This is a genomic window from Pseudoalteromonas sp. 120-MNA-CIBAN-0494 (assembly GCF_040308885.1).
In the GTDB taxonomy this organism is placed as follows: domain Bacteria; phylum Pseudomonadota; class Gammaproteobacteria; order Enterobacterales; family Alteromonadaceae; genus Pseudoalteromonas; species Pseudoalteromonas nigrifaciens.
The window spans coordinates 24,756-41,784 of the sequence record NZ_JBEOOE010000022.1 but is presented as its reverse complement, the minus strand read 5'-3'; the positions used below and the strand labels follow the sequence as shown (position 1 = coordinate 41,784).

Genomic DNA, 17,029 nt, shown 5'->3' with positions numbered 1-17,029 from the left:
CATAAAAGTCGTCAATATCAGCTGCTGGGTTATTGGATTCTGCCTTATTGATGTTATCAATAACTTTTTCTAACTCTCCAGCTGAAAGAGATTGGAACGCTCGCTTAAGCCGGGAGATGATGCCTGAGCTTTTTTATTCTGCATTGATATGTTCTGAGCGATGAAGCTGCAAATTTGGTAGGTGCGGTGTTATGGCGCTCTATTAAGCTTTGTTCAGTAAGCTTACGCGCTTTTGCTATCGTTAATTCAGGTACTTCACCTAATTTGGTATTGGCTATGCCAGATGGTTTAGGGAAATTAGAATAGAAAATGGCTGTACCAGACTTGGTGAAAATTAGTCGAATATGGTGTTGTGCTTCGTATTTCGATAATTTTTTAGTCCGACTAGATTTAAGGCCTTGTTTTCCTATGCTTTTTTCTTCAAAAAATATGATATTTTGAGCCAGCGTAGCACACCGATTTATGTGCTGCATAGAAAACGGCGGTTTGAGCTGATTCCATTCTATTTTTGCCTTAGTGTACTGAGCCTTGGTAAGTGTTGATAAAGAGTTTTTCACTTTGTTGTAACCTATATAAATAAAGGCCTTACGGCTATTTTTATTGATTAAGATCAACAAAGAAATAGAGAGAAATAGGCATAATTCGCGGCTGTAATTTACACCCAAAAGTAAAACGGTGTGTTAGGAATGTGTGCTACGATTTAATGAAAAATAAAGGTTTATTATTGAACTGGACTTGTATTAAAAGTAGTCAAAAAACATTTAATTTAACTCTATATTTATGTTTTATAATGATTTTAATTAGAAAGGCTAAATAGTGGCTCTACTCATAAATAGTAAATGCATTAACTGTGATAGTTATAAGGTTTTCAATTAAAGTCTTTAAAAACAGATTGTTACTTTGTCGTGCTATGGCTTGTGCTACGATTTTACGTAACTCGTTAGCACTTAGTTAGTATCTTAAAAATGACCTTAAAAGGCAAATTTCATTAACTGAATAGTTGAAATTTTAGACTTGTAGAGTCTTTGAATCTTAGATTTGTGTTTTGTAGGTTATAGAGTTAATTTGGAAAAGATAATTGGTAGTTAACAAAAGTAAAACTTAGATTTTTCTTTTTTAACTCTCACTATAAAGTGCCTTATAGGTAACATTAAGCCGTATTTTAGGCCTTAAAGTGACTTATAGGTCACTTTAACTGCCGACGGTTACAACCAAAAGTTTTGTATTGTTTTTACTTAATCTATTTTTTTAGCTTGTTTAACAAGCCTAATTAAAATTATGCTCAACACAGCAGCCGGTAATAACCATATAAAATCACTCATCTTAAATTCTCAATATTTGAAACACTTTCTTAACCTTAACGTTTTTGGTGTGTTTTGCAAATTTACGTCGTTTATTTCATACCTTTCAATTTTTCTCCAGGCTTATGCCTAGTTAGTTTTAGGACAAATTAACCAGGAAAAATCATGAAAGACCAAAAATTACCGTTTATTCGCCAATATGTACGCGCCAGTCAGTCACCGTGGGATGACAGTTCAACTATTTTGCTATTAGCTGACGTTATTGATAAGCAAGCACTAGAGCTGGGCTTCACCAATTACGTTTATTTACACCGAGATAGCGCAGGGAGTGTTTTGGGTATTAGTATTTCTCAACAGTTATTAGCTGCTAACCCTGAGTTCTCACAGAGGTATTTGGAAGGGGTTGAGATGTATGCTTTTTTACTCATACATATTGAAGACATAACAAATTTTTGCAGCTTGTTTAGTGCAGAATTTGAGCAGCTATTTATGATAAAACCCAGTGAGTATTTTGCAGCTGCAGAAGATAGTTGGTTACGGTTAATAGAAAGCTCATAAACTCTGGCGAGCCTCTTGGCTCGTTTTCTTATACTTAAAAATTAGCTTCTAATTAAGTTTAATTTTACTTTTCTTTGCCGTGCTTCATCGCGATATATGCAAAGCCAATAGTGAGGACTATCGCTGGAAAAATCATCATTAAAAATTCAGTCATAACTACTCTCCGACTATAAGTTTTTATTAATAATAATGTTTGACGCGTACTTTGCAAGCACGGATATTTTTTCTTTTAGAAAGTTGCCTTAGCGTAATAGAAAAGAGTGACTTGAAACATATTGAAAATATACAAACCCTAAGTGAACTACTCGGTACGCTTTGTAATTCCCTTTCTGCGGAGTTAATTATTAATGTAAAGCCACAACATACCTGCATATCCATTACCCCAAAAAATTGCACTCAGCTTGTCGCTATGCAAGCTACATAATCTGAAGAGCTAATAGGTGATTCACTGCACATCAAATGAGCTTTGTCATGCTATCTACTGAGTAGATGGTTGTGCAGGGGGAGGGCAATATAGCGATTGACCTGGCGGTAGGGCACGAATGCGTTGTCTTAATCGCATAATGTAACCTGACAAAATAATAAAGAGAGCGAACTTAGTTTGCTCTCTTTTATTTTTGTGATTGGTTTTTAAAGCAAGGCAAAAGCCTAATAAATCCTCTGTTATGTACTTATATAAGGTGACAAGGACAAAAAGGACAATAGCTATGACTAAGAAGAAATGGATTGAGTTTATTGCTAACGCTATAGCAGAGGTATTCAGTATGTTTGGCTTTATATTTATCGCCTTCGGTTGGCTTTACTATGAGGGGCTAATAAATAAAACCTATTTAATATTACCTACTATCCAATCCTATACGCTCACTTTGGCGGCTTGCTATATAGGGCATTTAACATTTAAAACAATTGCGCTGTATTGTAGCCGCAATAAAAAACACTAAAGCATCGGATGATGCTTTTTTTGTTGGGGTAAACATTTTATTCCACGTTTATATTTCGGCTTATGAGTAAAATAACGCTGTAATTTCATCACAAAATTTTGTGCGATACACAATCGCAGATTGTAGTAATGCAACATCTTCAGGAGTCATAAATGGTTGTTGGGTCTTCTTATTTATTCGCTCGGGGAGTGCATCCATCAACTGAGTGTGCAATCTTTTTATATCATCAAATATTTGCGCAGATTGTGAAAATATAAATACCTGTTGGTAATGGCCTGCTTTAAGTGAGGCGAGGTATTTGAGCAGTATAGTCTGACGTGTCGATTTACTTTTAAATGAGTTTTCAATTTCGATGGCAACGACGGTTTTATCTGGTAATACGGCCACACCGTCTACAATTCGCGCACTGCTTTGGTTATATAATCGTTTAAATTCTGGCTCAGATAAAAATCCTGTCCATAGCGGTCTGTAAACGCCATCAGAGGTATGCTTATGTAATCCGCGCAGAGCAATAAATGCATTCATTAAGTCGTGCATTATGTGGTTGTGGTTAACCTGCAGTGCGGGGTTTGATTTTGAGCGAATGTAAGTACTAATGCTGGTTTGCTCCTGTGCGTATTTAGCTCCTGAGTAAGTTGGAATATAAACCCGCCCATCAGGGCTTCTGTGTGTAGGGACCATCGTTAACAGCTTTTCATCTACTAACTTATTTAAATGGGCAAGTGCTTGAGGTTGACTAATATTATAGAGCCAGCGAATAATCACTGGCGCGACAATAGAAAACCTGACCGCAATAAGGACTGTTAGAGCAGTCCGGTTCATACCTTTTTGATAGTTGTTAGCACCTGCGTTATATCGCATATCAATGTCAAAATAGCGGGCGTATTGGTGAGTACAGTCGTTATCGTTTTGCATTCGTGTTCACTAAATCAGGAGTCATAATTTATATAACTCCCGAGTATGCGAAATTGACTGCTTATTTAGCGCGAACCATCAAAAATTGCCCATCGTTATATATATCACCAAACGCGATACTCATAAGCTTTTCACTACTGGCGCCGTTGCGTGATTTAGACTGCGCTATATCAACCACAGTCACTGCGTTAGTACTCAGTTTTAAATCTTTTGCTGCAATGAGCACATTATCAACTGCACGCGCAATCTCGGTATGGCCTCGGTAGTTTTTGCCTGTTTTATCTGTATGGTGCAGTATCAAAATTGCCTTTCCTTCGTTTCGTAATGCATCAATACATTTGTTGTAGTAGTTCCAGTCGTTTTGATTGAGCTCCTCTGCGGATGTATACAGTGCGGATAGGTTATCGAAAATCACTACATCGGCCCATTGAATATCACTGGCGAGTGCATCAAAGCCATCAGATGTCGCAAGGTCAGGTATTCCCCCTTTAAAGCTTTTTTTATGAATAATTTTTAAATAATCACCATTAGGTCCAGCACCTATCGCGTTAAAAATTTTGCCAAAACGTGCTTGTATCTGATGTAAGCCTAATTCAGCATCAATATACAAAACTTTTTTAGCTTCGCACGGCTCATTACCAAAGCTAGTAATGCCAGCAGCAACACTAGCGGCGATATACTGAGATATATAGGTTTTTCCAGAGCCAGCTCCGGCAGCAAGCAGCGTAGCCTCTCCGGCTGTTAATATCGAAGGTACAATAATGCATGGTTGAGGAATGTCAGCTTGCACAATACTAAGTACGCTATCGGCTTTTCTTAATTGATGTAATGGATTAGGCATGTTTGTTGATTCACTGTTTTGTGAAAATTGTTGGGTATGTTTTTGGTCATTCATACTATAAATTCCTTATAAGATTTGAGTATTTCGGAATTTCTAAATAGGATGTCGAAAAACGAATTAATTGCGTTTTATGTAAAATCCGCCGATTTATTTTTAATTTTTTTAATTTTGTTTTTAAACGTAGAAAATTTGTGTGAATTAAACCTATAAAGTAAGACCTCCTCCTAAAGAGGAGGTCTTACTTTATAGGTTATTCTTTATTTCAATTAGGAAAAAATATTACGATATTCATTACAAGACGTTGTACGTTTGCTCTTTAAATGAAACGAGGGATGAAAACACTAAAGAGAAGCCGCTTTCAGCGGATGGCTTCTCAACTTCGTTGTTCAACCATAGGGTCTAAAACGCCCGCCAGCTCTGGTGTTGCTCCGCAACGAGCTGACTCGACGCGCTATCGCGCTAGCGTTGTAGACCCTGCGCGAATGCACCGAGCTACGCTCTGTACCAACCGCCATACTGCCGCGCCTAACAAGGCTGTGAGTTCCTCACTATTCGCCTTTTTCATCTGCTTTAATTTTCTACGAAAATAGATGGTTCGATATCAATTTGTGCCAAATTTTAATCGAATTTCGCTGATGCGAAACATTATCGCGGTTGGTACAGACCAGCTGTACATTCGCGCAACTCCATGTGTCCTAAGCTTCGCTTATGCCACATTACGCGCTTATTGGTCTCATTCTGAGACGCTTTTTTTGCAGTTTGTCGTGCCGAAAAATGCGTTTTAAGAGCGTCTATCAGACAAAAAACGTCTTCAAATTAAACTTATTAATAAACTTTTTAGATAAAGAGGAGAGGGTTTTTACTAAAAAAATTAAGTGAAAATAGAAGAAAAGTGAATGCCTTATTCAAACTGTTTGTTGCTGAGCTGCGCAGTCAAACAGTTTGTTTTTTATCACGAAATCATTAAATTTGATAGCATAAATTAATAATTAAGAAGGTTTAAAAAATGAAAAACGACGCTAATGATATTGCTATTAATCCCTCAACAGGATTACCTATCACAAATGCGAGCGCTAATATGGTTGATGTAGGCGGCAATGTGGTGGGCCAACCTGATAGGGTCATGACTGTTTATGAAATTGAAGAGTCGATAGGAGACTCTATAGAGCACGATTGTTTTAATGCATTTGATGACGGCTTTTAATGCCTGAGATATTGAAAGCAGTTAGCCGGTATCGAATAGAAGTCGTTTATTCGACCATTGTATTTGGTGGCTCAGCGGTACTTTCTGTCCAGTACCAATCGACTCAAAATTTTGCTTGGTTTATCGCTCTAAGTTTGTTTTGCACTAAAATGTCTATTGGTATAATTAACTATGAGCAATATCGCCAAAGTAATAAGCGTAGTATGAAAGCTATGCTGCAATATTTGTTATTTAAATTTGTATAACCCTGTTTATTTGTCCGAAATGCAAAGCGCTCAATTCTAGGGCGCTTTTTTAGTTTTATGATTTAGAAAAAGTGTGACTCTAATACTTAAGTGTATTTCTATGCGAATCCTTGGTGATATTGATAAGAGAAATCCTGTAACCTTATAACTTAAAAATAATTGTCCGACTTCTATTATTTATATTTTCAAAAGTTGGGTATTGGTTAACAAGGAAGTAAATTAATGTATTACAGCGAAGTCAAAGAACAGTACCTTGCTCATTTAAAGCAATCAAAAAATAGCATTACCGCTTATAAAGCCATAGTAAATTATAGTAATAAAACACCTACTGAGATCTCTGATGAGTCTTTTGAGTACTTAGAACATGAGTTTGAGGGAGTGTTTTTTGCTCAGGGAAGCAATAAGAGGCAAATATTAAAATCTACAGGTAAATATTTAATTGGTTGTTTTTCATTAGGTGGTACTTATCACTTAGCACTCCAAAATAAACATTACGAAGACTTACACAACACCCTGTATAAGCCAGTATTTGAAAATTTAAAACTGATTAATGATGAGACGAATAAAGCCTTAAATTCTATCGGCTTTACATTAGAGAAAACAAATAAACTTTTAAAAAAAGTTGGAAAGGTTTTACAAACTAAATCTAATGTTACAAGTGACAGAAAGTCAGTTGATCAAAAAGTAACTTTAATTCAGTTAAAGCAGTTCTCCGATGGTTTCAAAACTTCACTCAAAGCAGGGTTTGGTGGTTTAGTGGGTGGTACTTCAGCTATTGGTGCTTGGGGCGTCGTTACCATTATAGGTAGTGCATCCACAGGTACTGCTATTACCTCACTCTCTGGTATAGCTGCAACAAACGCAACACTAGCTTGGTTTGGTGGTGGTTCTATCGCTGCAGGTGGAGCTGGTATGGCTGGAGGGTTTATGGTTTTAGGTGGCATAATAGCAGCTCCCGCAATGTACTTTGCAGTAACAGGTTCATATAAAAAAGTCGAAAAAATAAAGATGAAAAAAGTTGAACTGTTGGCAGAGATAGAAAAGTTAACATCCCTTGAATCTGAAGCAACGGCTCACCTTAAAACCGTCCAGCAGCATCATTACCACATTACCGAGTATGCCAATCACTTTGGTAAGTTGCTTGAAGATAACTTGAGGATGTTTAAAAAACATAGCTCACTTAAGTATAAAATTTTTGGCGGACAGATGAACGTTAAGCAAGAAAAAGCTTTTAATCTTCTGAACCAATATAGCAATGAGTTACTATTTCAGCTTGGTTATAGCAATAATTAGCTTAATACTTTTATTAACTCAACTAGCTAACTTTTAATATCTTTTATTTTTGCTTATTCACCCTATTTTATATAGCATCACTAAACAGCATGAAACACGTTGAATCAACGAGTTGTACGCAAAGCCTTGTTGGCTCATAGCGTAGTATTTAGGGATGGTTTAAGTTATGGATAAAAGAAAGCTCAGCGAAACCGATATAATCAGTAAGTTTATTCTACCCGCAGTTAAAACCGCAGGGTGGGACGACATAACCCAAATACGCCAAGAGGTTAAATTACGTGACGGTAAAGTAATCGTACGTGGGCAACTTGGTGTACGTAAAACGGTTAAATCGGCTGACATAGTGCTTTACCATAAACCCAGTATGCCGCTTGCTGTCATTGAAGCTAAAGCTAATAAACACTCAGTAAATAAAGGACTCCAACAAGGCTTGGATTACGCCAGGCTACTCGATGTGCCGTTTATATTCGCCTCTAATGGAGATGGCTTTATTTTCCACGATAAAACTAAGCTAGGCACGCCTGATGCGCATAACCTCGAAACCGAAATACGCTTAGAAGACTTCCCATCACCGCAAGAACTGTGGACAAAGTATTGTGCCTACAAGGGCTATACTGAATCGCAACTTCCTATAATAAACCAAGCCTATTATGATGATGGTAGTGGCAAGCACCCGCGTTACTACCAGCTCCAAGCAATTAATAAAACAGTAGAAGCTATAGCGTCAGGTAAAGACCGCGTACTCCTCGTTATGGCAACCGGAACCGGTAAAACCTATACCGCGTTTCAAATCATTTGGCGCTTATGGAAGTCACGGGCTAAGAAGCGCATTTTATTCTTAGCCGACCGTACAGCTTTGATAGATCAAACTCAAAGTGGTGATTTTGCGCCGTTCGACACAGCAATGACCAAAATTACTGGCAGAACAATTGATCCCGCTTACGAAATACATTTAGCACTTTATCAAGGTTTGACAGGGCCAGAAGAACATCAAAAAGCATTTAAAAATGTAGACCCTGACTTTTTTGACCTTATTGTTATTGACGAGTGCCATCGAGGTAGCGCAAGCGAAGAAAGTGCCTGGCGTGAAATACTTACTTATTTTAAAAGTGCTGCTCAAATTGGCTTAACCGCTACACCAAAAGAAACTGAGGAAGTATCAAACTCTGACTATTTTGGCGACCCTGCCTATACCTATTCTCTTAAAGAGGGCATAGAAGACGGCTTTTTATCCCCATACAAAGTGGTACGTGTCGATCTCGATGTAGACCTACAAGGCTGGCGACCCACTAAGGGCCAGGTTGATAGTAACGGTGAAGTAATACAAGACCGCATATACAACCAAAAAGACTTTGATCGCACAATGGTGATTGATGAGCGGACCATGCTTGTGGCAGAAACCATTACTAACTATTTAAAGCGTACAGATCCTATGGCTAAAACCATTGTATTTTGTAACGACATAGATCACGCCGAGCGTATGCGTTGTGCCATTGCCAACTTAAATCCAGAGCAAATGGCTAAAAACGATAAATATGTGATGAAGATCACTGGCGATGATGAATTAGGTAAAGCTCAACTTTATAATTTTTGTAGTCCTAAGCGTGCTTATCCAGTTATTGCTACCACCTCAGAGCTTATGACCACAGGGGTAGACGCTAAAACCTGTAAGCTAGTAGTGCTTGATCAAAACATCCAATCAATGACCAAGTTTAAACAAATCATTGGCCGTGGTACCCGTATTGACGACCGCTACGGCAAGCTATGGTTTACCATACTCGACTTTAAAAAAGCCACTGAGTTATTTGCCGATGAACGTTTTGATGGCACGCCAGAAAAAGTAATAAAAATAACGCCAACCGACATTGAAAACGAAGACGTTGATATTGAATCACAAGACGATACAACGGGCGAAGAGCAACCTGATAGCGTATTCGATGATCAATCAACCGGTGATGAAAGCGATGCCAATAACGACACCATAAATGACTCTAAAGGCGATGGTACGCTAGATGGCGAATGGGACGATGAAACTAACAAAATGGTTAAGTACCACGTATCGGGTGTTACCGTTAATAAAGTGGCAGAGCGAGTACAGTATTACGATACCGACGGTAAACTCGTTACCGAGTCATTTATAGATTACACCCGTAAAACCATGAGCAAGCAGTACAGTTCATTGGATGACTTTGTAAAACGCTGGAAAGAGTCAGACCGCAAACAAGCCGTAATAGATGAGCTTGCCGAAGAAGGCATTATTTGGTCAGCCCTTGAAGAAGAAGTGGGCAAAGACATGGACCCTTTTGATATGATCTGCCATGTAGTTTACGACCAACCTCCACTAACCCGTAAAGAGCGCGCAGATAACGTACAAAAACGTAACTATTTCACTAAATATTCGGGTACCGCACACACCGTACTCGAGAACCTTCTGTTAAAATACGCCGATGTAGGCGTGCAAGAAATAGAATCTATGCAAGCGCTTAAAGTGGCGCCGTTTAACGAAATAGGCAGCCTAAGTGAAATAGTAAAAAAAGGCTTTGGTGGCAAACCACAATACGAGCAAGCACTTAAAGAGCTTGAGGCCGAAATTTACCAAATGCCAGCGCCTAAAACAGCCTAAATTTATCTTTGCTGTCGCTATGTATTAGCGTCAGCAAAGCATTAAACCATTTAAATTAAACAGCTTTCATATTTGCTTTTAGCCGCTGTTTATAAAAATAATCAAACAAGAGAAACCTATGTCTATCAGTTCAGCTATTAAGTCTATTCAAGATATTATGCGTAAAGACGCCGGTGTCGATGGCGACGCACAACGCCTTGGTCAAATGTCGTGGTTACTATTTTTAAAAGTATTCGACGCGCAAGAAGAAGAGCTAGAGCTAGAATTAGACGACTATCGCGAGCCAATCCCCGAGCAATTTTTATGGCGTAACTGGGCAGCCGATAACGAAGGCATAACAGGTGACGAGCTTTTAGAGTTTGTAAACGACAAGCTATTCCCAGAGCTTAAAAACCTAACAGCCCCCATAGATAAAAACCCACGCGGCTATGTAGTAAAAGAGGCATTTAGCGATGCTTTCAACTACATGAAAAACGGCACACTACTGCGCCAAGTGATTAACAAACTAAACGAAATAGACTTTACCGACTCAAAAGAGCGCCACTTATTTGGCGACCTGTACGAGCAAATATTAAAAGACTTACAAAGCGCAGGTAACGCCGGCGAATTTTATATAATGTCATCTTCATTTTTTACTAACGAATGCCACCTTCATAAAGCAGCTTAAACTGTTACCGCTTACCAATTAAATTTATCTATTTCTCTCCTTGCTTCACTATAAATTTTTAACCTATTTCCAACAGTAAAAAAGATCTTGCCATGAGCGTTTCCAAGATCAGTTTTCATGGAGTTGAAATTATTTTTCCATTCGCCTTTTGCGCCATCAAAGTGATTTGAGCAGTATTCGATTAATTGGTCCAAATCAACAAAACCATTACTTGATTCAAGTTCTAAAAAACCTTTAATCAATTGATGATTTTTCTGCCAAGGTTTTTGCGACCATATCTTGATTCTATGTAATTTAGTAAATTCATCTAAAGTGGAGTTCACTTGTTGTAATTCTGACGAAGGCTCAGTTATATCTGGAGCTTCCGATGGAGTGATGCAAAATAGTTTTTGAAACAAAGAGCCTATTGAATTAATTGATTCAAACTGACCTTTGTTTATAACTCGAATATTGGGTCGCTCATTTTTAACCCCGTCCTTATTTCCCTTGGTGTGCTTGGCTATCTTAAGGTTATCTATGTTCGGTAAAGGTTCACCAGCTTGATCACCATAAAATAAAAACTCTTTAAACTCTAAAGAGTCTTCATCGAATATGATCCAAACTACACAGCCTGAGGGTTTATCCGCTAATTTTATATGCACTTTTTGCTGGGTTGTTGAGGAAGACCTGTACGATGCCTTCAGTTGAATATGCCGAACAACCCCGTAACACTCGGCAATGATATCGTAACCTGAATTATCAACCTCTGGTTTTGCTACCTCAAGACCGCATTCATGTTCAAGCCAAGATAGTTTCAGTAACTCTCCTACAAATAAATGTTCAATTAACTTTTCTCTATATGACGAGTGTTCGTTATGCTTACTCATATTACTTGCGGTATCCTGTATGCCATTGGTTAGGTTTAAGTTGGGTTAAATATTCAATAGCAAAATCGAGTAGTCCTCTTTCATAAGCCCAGTCAATCTGCTGTTGAACACATTTGCGTTTTTCTTCATCACTAGTATCAAACCAATAACCCAAAATAAGTGATTGAGGCGGTTTACCATTGCCCATTTCTGATAATAGCTCTTCGAATTTAACCCACTGAGGGGGCATAGGGCATACTCTATTGTCACTAATACAAACTGATATTAATTCTGACTTATTCATTCAAATACATCTCCGCCATGTCATCTAATTTGGCTTTTACTTCTTTCCAGTTTGGCATTACTTGGGTTAATAAGCGCCAGAAGCGCTCACTGTGATTGTGTTCTGCAATATGGCAAAGCTCGTGCAGTATCACGTAATCAATACATTCTTTCGGGGCTTTAACTAGGTGTGGATTGAGCATCAAGTTACCTTTGGTAGAGCAGCTTCCCCATTGCTTTTTCATTGCCATCACACGAAAAGACGGAATGCCTGTTACCCATGTGGTCTTAGGAAGTAGTTCGGCTAGTCGCTCATGGAAAATAGCTTTTGCTTTATGCTGATACCATTTATCGATTAGCGGTTTAATTTTCGCAGCGCGGCTACCTTGACTATCCGGGGCAGTATCTTTGCTTATTTCATACTTGAGTGTGACGTTCAATTTGCCTCGGCTGAGCTTCACACTGGGCACTTGCTCAGCATCAACAATGACCTTGAGTACATAGCGCTTACCTAAATAAAATTGGGTTTCGCCACTTACATAACGCTTATGCAATACCGTGTCTTTTTGCTTTGCAAAGTCATTAATACTTTGCCATATCCATCTTGCACGCTTTTGCATGGCATCAACAATAGCATCATCACTAGCATCATGAGGCACAGTAGCTACAACACGTTGATCAGGGTGAATCTTTATAATTACTTTGCGAGCGGTTTTCTTAGTGTTATCACTAGGCTTTGTTTTACGAATGACATCATAGCAAATGGTGTCGTTACCATAAGTAAAAACACCTCGTTCGTTGGTTGTTGCGCTGCTTTTTTCAGAATGAATAGCAGCGGCTACCGTTTTTTGCGTCACTTACATTAGCCTCTAGCTATGCCTAATCGGGTTATCTTTAACACTTCTTCAATCAGCTTTTGAGCGTTATCAAGGCCAAGATCACCAAACAACATAGGTAACAACTTCATGTGTATGGCGTTTTCAATTTCCGCAGGGTTAATGGAATACTCAGCAACCGCGTCATTTACGACGGCATCAATATCAAAAGCAAGCGCTACCAATTTCTCATTATCCAGTGCCTTTTCAGTTAAAAGCTCACTATCGAATAAATGTTTGAACAGGCCAAAATAGGCTTGGGCATGTTTGTTTAACTTGCCTGCGTCATCCATAAAGTCATTAGGGACATCAGCGATCTTGCGGTCTTTTACTTCTTGCTCAAAATCAGCGAACAATATGTACTGCTTTACTGGCGCATCAAACATCGCTTTGGCATCTTCAATGGCCTTTTTAAGCATCTTAGAAAAATATTCCTGCGCATACGGATCGTCAGCTAAGTCTTGCTCAATCATCTTAGTGATTCGGCCTGTAATTTTATCTGTTTGGTTACGCGCTTCGTCATCGCTCATATCCTGTGGCTTAACGTCTTTGCCCAAGTTACCGACTAAATACGCCCCGTCAGGTTCTTTTACTTCAATACCCGCTATGTGTTTATCGAGCAAGCTACGGATATCTTCTGCGTATTCATCATAGTTAATGGTTTCGTCGGCATCCTCACGTACTTGTTTACGTAAATCTACAAAGGCTTTTAAGTCTCGTTTGTATAGGTCGCGTTTGTTATCAAACGACTTATCTTCAAAGTAGGTGGCTGACTGTAGCGCTACTTTCATACAGTTTGAAAATGCGGTTAGTGCTGAGTAGAAGTCATCACGCTTTTTAAGATTGGTATCGGTAAGCTTACCACCAACCTCATGTACTTTTGGTGCCAATGCTTGGCGTAAAGCGGGGCCATCTTGTTTGTTTTTAACCCCATCGAATATCGCCCACAAATCGCTGTGCAGCCCCGGAAGCTTTTTGTATTCCGTATCCATTCGGTTATATAAACCTTTCAGATCATCAATATCAAAGCCGCCTTGGGTACGCTCCGCAAGGTCTTGGTACTTTTCAATGGTGGTATCAAGCTCTTTTAAAATGCCTCGGTAATCAATTAAGTAACCAAACTGCTTTTTGCTATGTAAACGGTTTACACGGGCAATGGCTTGAATAAGGTTATGTTCTTTTAGAGGTTTATCAATATACAGTACGGTGTTCTTTGGCTCATCAAAGCCCGTTAGCAGTTTATCAACCACTATCATGATGTCAGGGCCGTCATCTCTGCCAAAGTCTTCAATAATGGCTTTGGTGTAGGCTTTTTCATCCATTTTATCAACATTGGCTTTCCACCAATTTTGTACAATGTCTTTGCTTTCTTGATCAACTACATCATGCCCCTCACGCGTGTCAGGAGCCGACATTGCAACAACTGATGTCACGGTGCCAATTTTATCTAAAGCCTCTTTATAACGTATTGCAGAGGCTTTAGAGTCACAGGCTAATTGACCTTTTAAACCTTGATGCTTAAAGTTTTGAAAATGGTCGGCAATATCATAGGCAATTAACATAATGCGATCGGCAGTTTGATAAATCTGACCTTTTTGCGAAAACTTTCTTTTTAAATCGGTTTTTTGTTTGTCGCTCAGCTTACTGGTACTGCGTTCAAACCACGCATCAATGGCTTTGTCGTTAACGTTTAGCTCTGGTATACGCTCTTCATACAAAAGTGGGGTTACGGTTTTATCTTCAACCGCTTGTTGCATCGTGTAAGAGTGAATGATCTTACCGAACTTGTTTTCGGTCTTATCGTCTTTTAATAGCGGCGTACCTGTAAAGGCGATAAAAGCCGCTTTAGGTAGGGTTTGCTGCATACGGATATTATTTTCACCGTTTTGGCTGCGGTGACCTTCATCCACTAATACAATAATATTAGGGCTATCGTTGTAACAGTCTTTGTGTTTTATGGCAGAGCCAAACTTATTAATGATCGAGAAAATAACCCGTTCGTTACCTTGACCAATTTGCTCGGCCAAACGCTTACCTGTGGTCGCCATCGCATCTTTTTTATCGCGGTCGGTCAGTACACCACCAGAAGCAAACGTACGGCTTAGCTGGTCTTCTAAATCAACGCGGTCAGTCACAATAATTACGCGGCACTGCGCTAGCTCTTCAAGCCAAATAAGCGCTTTGGATAAAAACACCATAGTAAACGACTTACCACTGCCCGTAGTATGCCAAATAACACCGCCTTGACGTGCGCCAGCGCCGCGAGCGGAAGAAGAGTCATCAAATGTATTAATTCGCTCAATAAGTGCTTTTATACCAAACACCTGCTGGTATCGAGCTACAATCTTGCCAGCTTTTTTATCAAATAAGGTAAACAGGCGGGTCATATCTAATAAGCGTTCAGGGCGTAATAAACTTACAATCAGCCTATCTTGGTCGGTTACCGTCAGCTCACCTGCGGCAATAAGCGACTGGTAATCTGTTTTATCTTTTGCAGGGCGATGATTAAAGAGCGCATTTAATTGCTCATCACGCAATGTATGGTTTTTAAGCCTGACAAACTCAGCTTCCGGTATATGCTCTTCTTTCCACTTTGCCCAAAACTTCTCAGGGGTGCCGCACGTTGCATACAAGCCCTCATGCCCGTTTATGGCCAATAATAACTGGCTGTAGGCATATAAATGCGGTATTTCATCTTGCTTTTGGTTACGAATATGCTGAGAGATTGCTGCAAAGTTGGTCGATTTACCTTCTTTGTTTGAATCGGGGCGTTTTGCCTCAATCACCACTAATGGCAACCCATTTACAAAACACACAATGTCAGGTCTACGGTTACCTGTGCCCTCGGCATTTTGTACTACTAATTCTTCGGTACAATGAAACGCATTTTTATCAATATTATGCCAATCAATCAGCCTAATAGTGGGGGATGCTTTTTTACCATCAATAAATTCAGTCACACTCACGCCATACATTAGCGCATCATAAATTTTCTCGTTAGCGGCTTTTAGCCCCAAGTTCATAGCAGGGTTCAGCTCATGCATTACCTTATCAATGGCCGCTTCTGAGAGCGTATGCTGCTTACCTGCAAACGAAAACGTCTGTTTGGCTAAAAAGGCACGCATCACAGGTAACAACACCACCTGATGGGTACTTTTTTTGTTACCTGCTAACGTGTTCCCGCGAAGAGCTTCACACTCACTCGGTGGAATAAACGTATAGCCTAAGTTAATCAGCAACGTTAGCGCAGGAATTTTTGCGCTAAACTCTTCTTGAAATTTAACACTGCTTTTAACCTTATTTGGCATGGTCATCCTTGTTCCTTTGTTGTTGCTGTAAGCGTTGTTGTAATTGTTCTAATGCTTGCAGTTCGCGCTCATCTTCGCGTGTTGCTTCTTCTAATTTACGATGGTTGTCAAACTGCTCATAGCGCTGTTTTGCTATTTCTTCCATATGTGTACGGCTCACTTTGCCTGCATTGGCCAGTAAAGCTTGTTCGTTAAACGTTATAAAGTTGTCTACATACTGTCGCCAGTTCTCAAGCGTTAAACGCTGTTTGTTTTTTGCTCTTAACTCGGCAAATTCTAAAAACATATTAACTAATCGGTTAAGCTTATCTAGCTCATCGGCTTGCAGGTAATTTTTAGCTATTACCACATCGGCTTTACGCACACGATTGCCCGAAAAATTGGTCAGGTTCATATTTGGCAGATCAGGGTTTGCTCGCTCTATCACTAACTCTGCGGCCGTAAACCCGGTGGCGGCGTAAAATAGTTTATTTTGCACCTCAGCAAACAATAAACCGGTGTCTTTTTCATTGGCACGATAATCGTCAGATAAAGCAAATAAATCACGCACTTTCTGATAAAAGCGCTTTTCTGACGAACGTATGTCGCGAATACGTTTAAGCAACTCATCAAAATAATCCCATTTGGGGTCTTTAAGTCGCTCATCATCCATCGCAAACCCTTTGCTTAAATACTCGCTTAAGGTGCGAGTTGCCCATTGCCTAAATTGCGTGCCTCGGGTTGAGCGAACACGGTAACCTACAGCAATAATCATTGGCAGTGCATACAGCTGGGTAAGGTACTCTTTACCATCTGCCGCAGTTGTAAACTTAGAGTTGACAACTGCGGCCTCAGACAGCTCATTCTCTGTTAATACGCTTTTTACGTGCTTGCTAATATTTTGCTTACTGGTTTGATATAGCTGCGCTATTTCAAGTTGTGTAAGCCACACATTACCATCCAGCGTGCGTAGCACAAACTGCGACTGCCCATCATCAGTGGTGTAAAGAATGAGTTCATCTGTCATAGGTCTATATACTCCTTTTTATAGCTAGTTCACGCTAACTAGCTGCCTACCTGCAATTATCGGGCTGTGTTAATTTGTCTCAGCAATGCGAATACCCGCAGGGTCGCCCGTAGGCAAAAAGATTT

General features: G+C 39.4%; 13 protein-coding genes and 1 pseudogene. 6 read left to right on the top strand and 8 right to left on the bottom strand.

From position 1 onward, the window contains the following. Positions 1-104: 104 nt before the first annotated feature. Positions 105-557 (bottom strand): hypothetical protein, encoded by a 453-nt coding sequence (locus AAEY55_RS12970; RefSeq protein WP_225741023.1) that lies wholly within the window; start codon positions 555-557, stop codon positions 105-107. 909 nt (positions 558-1,466) lie between these two features. Here AAEY55_RS12970 and AAEY55_RS12965 point away from each other — a divergent pair. Beyond that, entirely contained in the window at positions 1,467-1,859 is a 393-nt protein-coding gene (locus AAEY55_RS12965; RefSeq protein WP_179807910.1) for a hypothetical protein, read from the top strand. Between the two features lie 1,001 nt (positions 1,860-2,860). On the opposite strand, the gene AAEY55_RS12960 is transcribed toward AAEY55_RS12965, so the two are convergent. Together AAEY55_RS12960 and AAEY55_RS12955 are read right to left on the bottom strand one after the other, a co-directional pair. After that, the gene (locus AAEY55_RS12960) at positions 2,861-3,715 is read right to left on the bottom strand and encodes a hypothetical protein (protein WP_350551709.1); all 855 of its coding nucleotides are present in this window, start codon (positions 3,713-3,715) and stop codon (positions 2,861-2,863) included. Positions 3,716-3,776: 61 nt separating this feature from the next. Beyond that, positions 3,777-4,610 carry an AAA family ATPase gene (locus AAEY55_RS12955; RefSeq protein ID WP_179807913.1) on the bottom strand — a complete coding sequence of 278 codons (834 nt, stop codon included), beginning with the start codon at positions 4,608-4,610 and terminating at the stop codon, positions 3,777-3,779. A 952-nt stretch (positions 4,611-5,562) separates the two neighbouring features. On the opposite strand from AAEY55_RS12955, the gene AAEY55_RS12950 reads away from it, so the two are divergent. The 5 genes and pseudogenes from AAEY55_RS12950 to AAEY55_RS12930 form a co-directional block, all read left to right on the top strand. Continuing rightward, the gene (locus tag AAEY55_RS12950) at positions 5,563-5,760 is read left to right on the top strand and encodes a hypothetical protein (protein ID WP_179807914.1); all 198 of its coding nucleotides are present in this window, start codon (positions 5,563-5,565) and stop codon (positions 5,758-5,760) included. Next, the gene (locus tag AAEY55_RS12945) at positions 5,760-6,005 is read left to right on the top strand and encodes a hypothetical protein (protein ID WP_179807915.1); all 246 of its coding nucleotides are present in this window, start codon (positions 5,760-5,762) and stop codon (positions 6,003-6,005) included. The genes AAEY55_RS12950 and AAEY55_RS12945 overlap by 1 nt, the downstream gene beginning before the upstream one ends. Positions 6,006-6,227: 222 nt before the next feature. Then, complete coding sequence (locus tag AAEY55_RS12940) at positions 6,228-7,298, top strand: hypothetical protein (RefSeq protein ID WP_218911012.1); 1,071 nt, start codon at positions 6,228-6,230, stop codon at positions 7,296-7,298. Positions 7,299-7,464: 166 nt separating this feature from the next. After that, the gene (gene hsdR, locus AAEY55_RS12935) at positions 7,465-9,921 is read left to right on the top strand and encodes an EcoAI/FtnUII family type I restriction enzme subunit R (protein WP_350551704.1); all 2,457 of its coding nucleotides are present in this window, start codon (positions 7,465-7,467) and stop codon (positions 9,919-9,921) included. Positions 9,922-10,039: 118 nt separating this feature from the next. Beyond that, positions 10,040-10,534 (top strand): annotated as a pseudogene (locus tag AAEY55_RS12930) (type I restriction-modification system subunit M N-terminal domain-containing protein); the annotation flags it as partial. 65 nt (positions 10,535-10,599) lie between these two features. Here AAEY55_RS12930 and AAEY55_RS12925 read toward each other — a convergent pair. From AAEY55_RS12925 to rhuM, 5 genes are read right to left on the bottom strand one after another with little or no spacing between them, the layout of a single operon-like run. Beyond that, positions 10,600-11,454: a hypothetical protein gene (locus AAEY55_RS12925; RefSeq protein WP_024603961.1), complete on the bottom strand. Its 855-nt coding sequence runs from the start codon at positions 11,452-11,454 to the stop codon at positions 10,600-10,602. Between the two features lies 1 nt (position 11,455). Beyond that, positions 11,456-11,737 carry a hypothetical protein gene (locus AAEY55_RS12920; protein WP_024603960.1) on the bottom strand — a complete coding sequence of 94 codons (282 nt, stop codon included), beginning with the start codon at positions 11,735-11,737 and terminating at the stop codon, positions 11,456-11,458. Further along, a complete protein-coding gene (locus AAEY55_RS12915; RefSeq protein WP_024603959.1) occupies positions 11,730-12,572 on the bottom strand; it encodes a M48 family metallopeptidase in 843 nt (280 codons plus the stop codon). The genes AAEY55_RS12920 and AAEY55_RS12915 overlap by 8 nt, the downstream gene beginning before the upstream one ends. 5 nt (positions 12,573-12,577) lie before the next feature. Then, the gene (locus AAEY55_RS12910) at positions 12,578-15,904 is read right to left on the bottom strand and encodes an HsdR family type I site-specific deoxyribonuclease (protein WP_350551699.1); all 3,327 of its coding nucleotides are present in this window, start codon (positions 15,902-15,904) and stop codon (positions 12,578-12,580) included. After that, complete coding sequence (gene rhuM, locus AAEY55_RS12905) at positions 15,888-16,904, bottom strand: RhuM family protein (RefSeq protein WP_024603957.1); 1,017 nt, start codon at positions 16,902-16,904, stop codon at positions 15,888-15,890. Before rhuM ends, AAEY55_RS12910 begins: the two co-directional genes overlap by 17 nt. Between the last annotated feature and the right edge of the window lie 125 nt (positions 16,905-17,029).

Excerpts from the sequence above, each read along its gene's own strand:
- AAEY55_RS12965 (WP_179807910.1), top strand. The coding sequence starts at position 1,467 with ATGAAAGACCAAAAATTACCGTTTATTCGCCAATATGTACGCGCCAGT.
- AAEY55_RS12960 (WP_350551709.1), bottom strand. The coding sequence starts at position 3,715 with ATGCAAAACGATAACGACTGTACTCACCAATACGCCCGCTATTTTGAC.
- hsdR (WP_350551704.1), top strand. The coding sequence starts at position 7,465 with ATGGATAAAAGAAAGCTCAGCGAAACCGATATAATCAGTAAGTTTATT.
- AAEY55_RS12910 (WP_350551699.1), bottom strand. The coding sequence starts at position 15,904 with ATGACCATGCCAAATAAGGTTAAAAGCAGTGTTAAATTTCAAGAAGAG.
- AAEY55_RS12940 (WP_218911012.1), top strand. The coding sequence starts at position 6,228 with ATGTATTACAGCGAAGTCAAAGAACAGTACCTTGCTCATTTAAAGCAA.
- AAEY55_RS12920 (WP_024603960.1), bottom strand. The coding sequence starts at position 11,737 with ATGAATAAGTCAGAATTAATATCAGTTTGTATTAGTGACAATAGAGTA.
- rhuM (WP_024603957.1), bottom strand. The coding sequence starts at position 16,904 with ATGACAGATGAACTCATTCTTTACACCACTGATGATGGGCAGTCGCAG.
- AAEY55_RS12950 (WP_179807914.1), top strand. The coding sequence starts at position 5,563 with ATGAAAAACGACGCTAATGATATTGCTATTAATCCCTCAACAGGATTA.
- AAEY55_RS12955 (WP_179807913.1), bottom strand. The coding sequence starts at position 4,610 with ATGAATGACCAAAAACATACCCAACAATTTTCACAAAACAGTGAATCA.
- AAEY55_RS12945 (WP_179807915.1), top strand. The coding sequence starts at position 5,760 with ATGCCTGAGATATTGAAAGCAGTTAGCCGGTATCGAATAGAAGTCGTT.
- AAEY55_RS12925 (WP_024603961.1), bottom strand. The coding sequence starts at position 11,454 with ATGAGTAAGCATAACGAACACTCGTCATATAGAGAAAAGTTAATTGAA.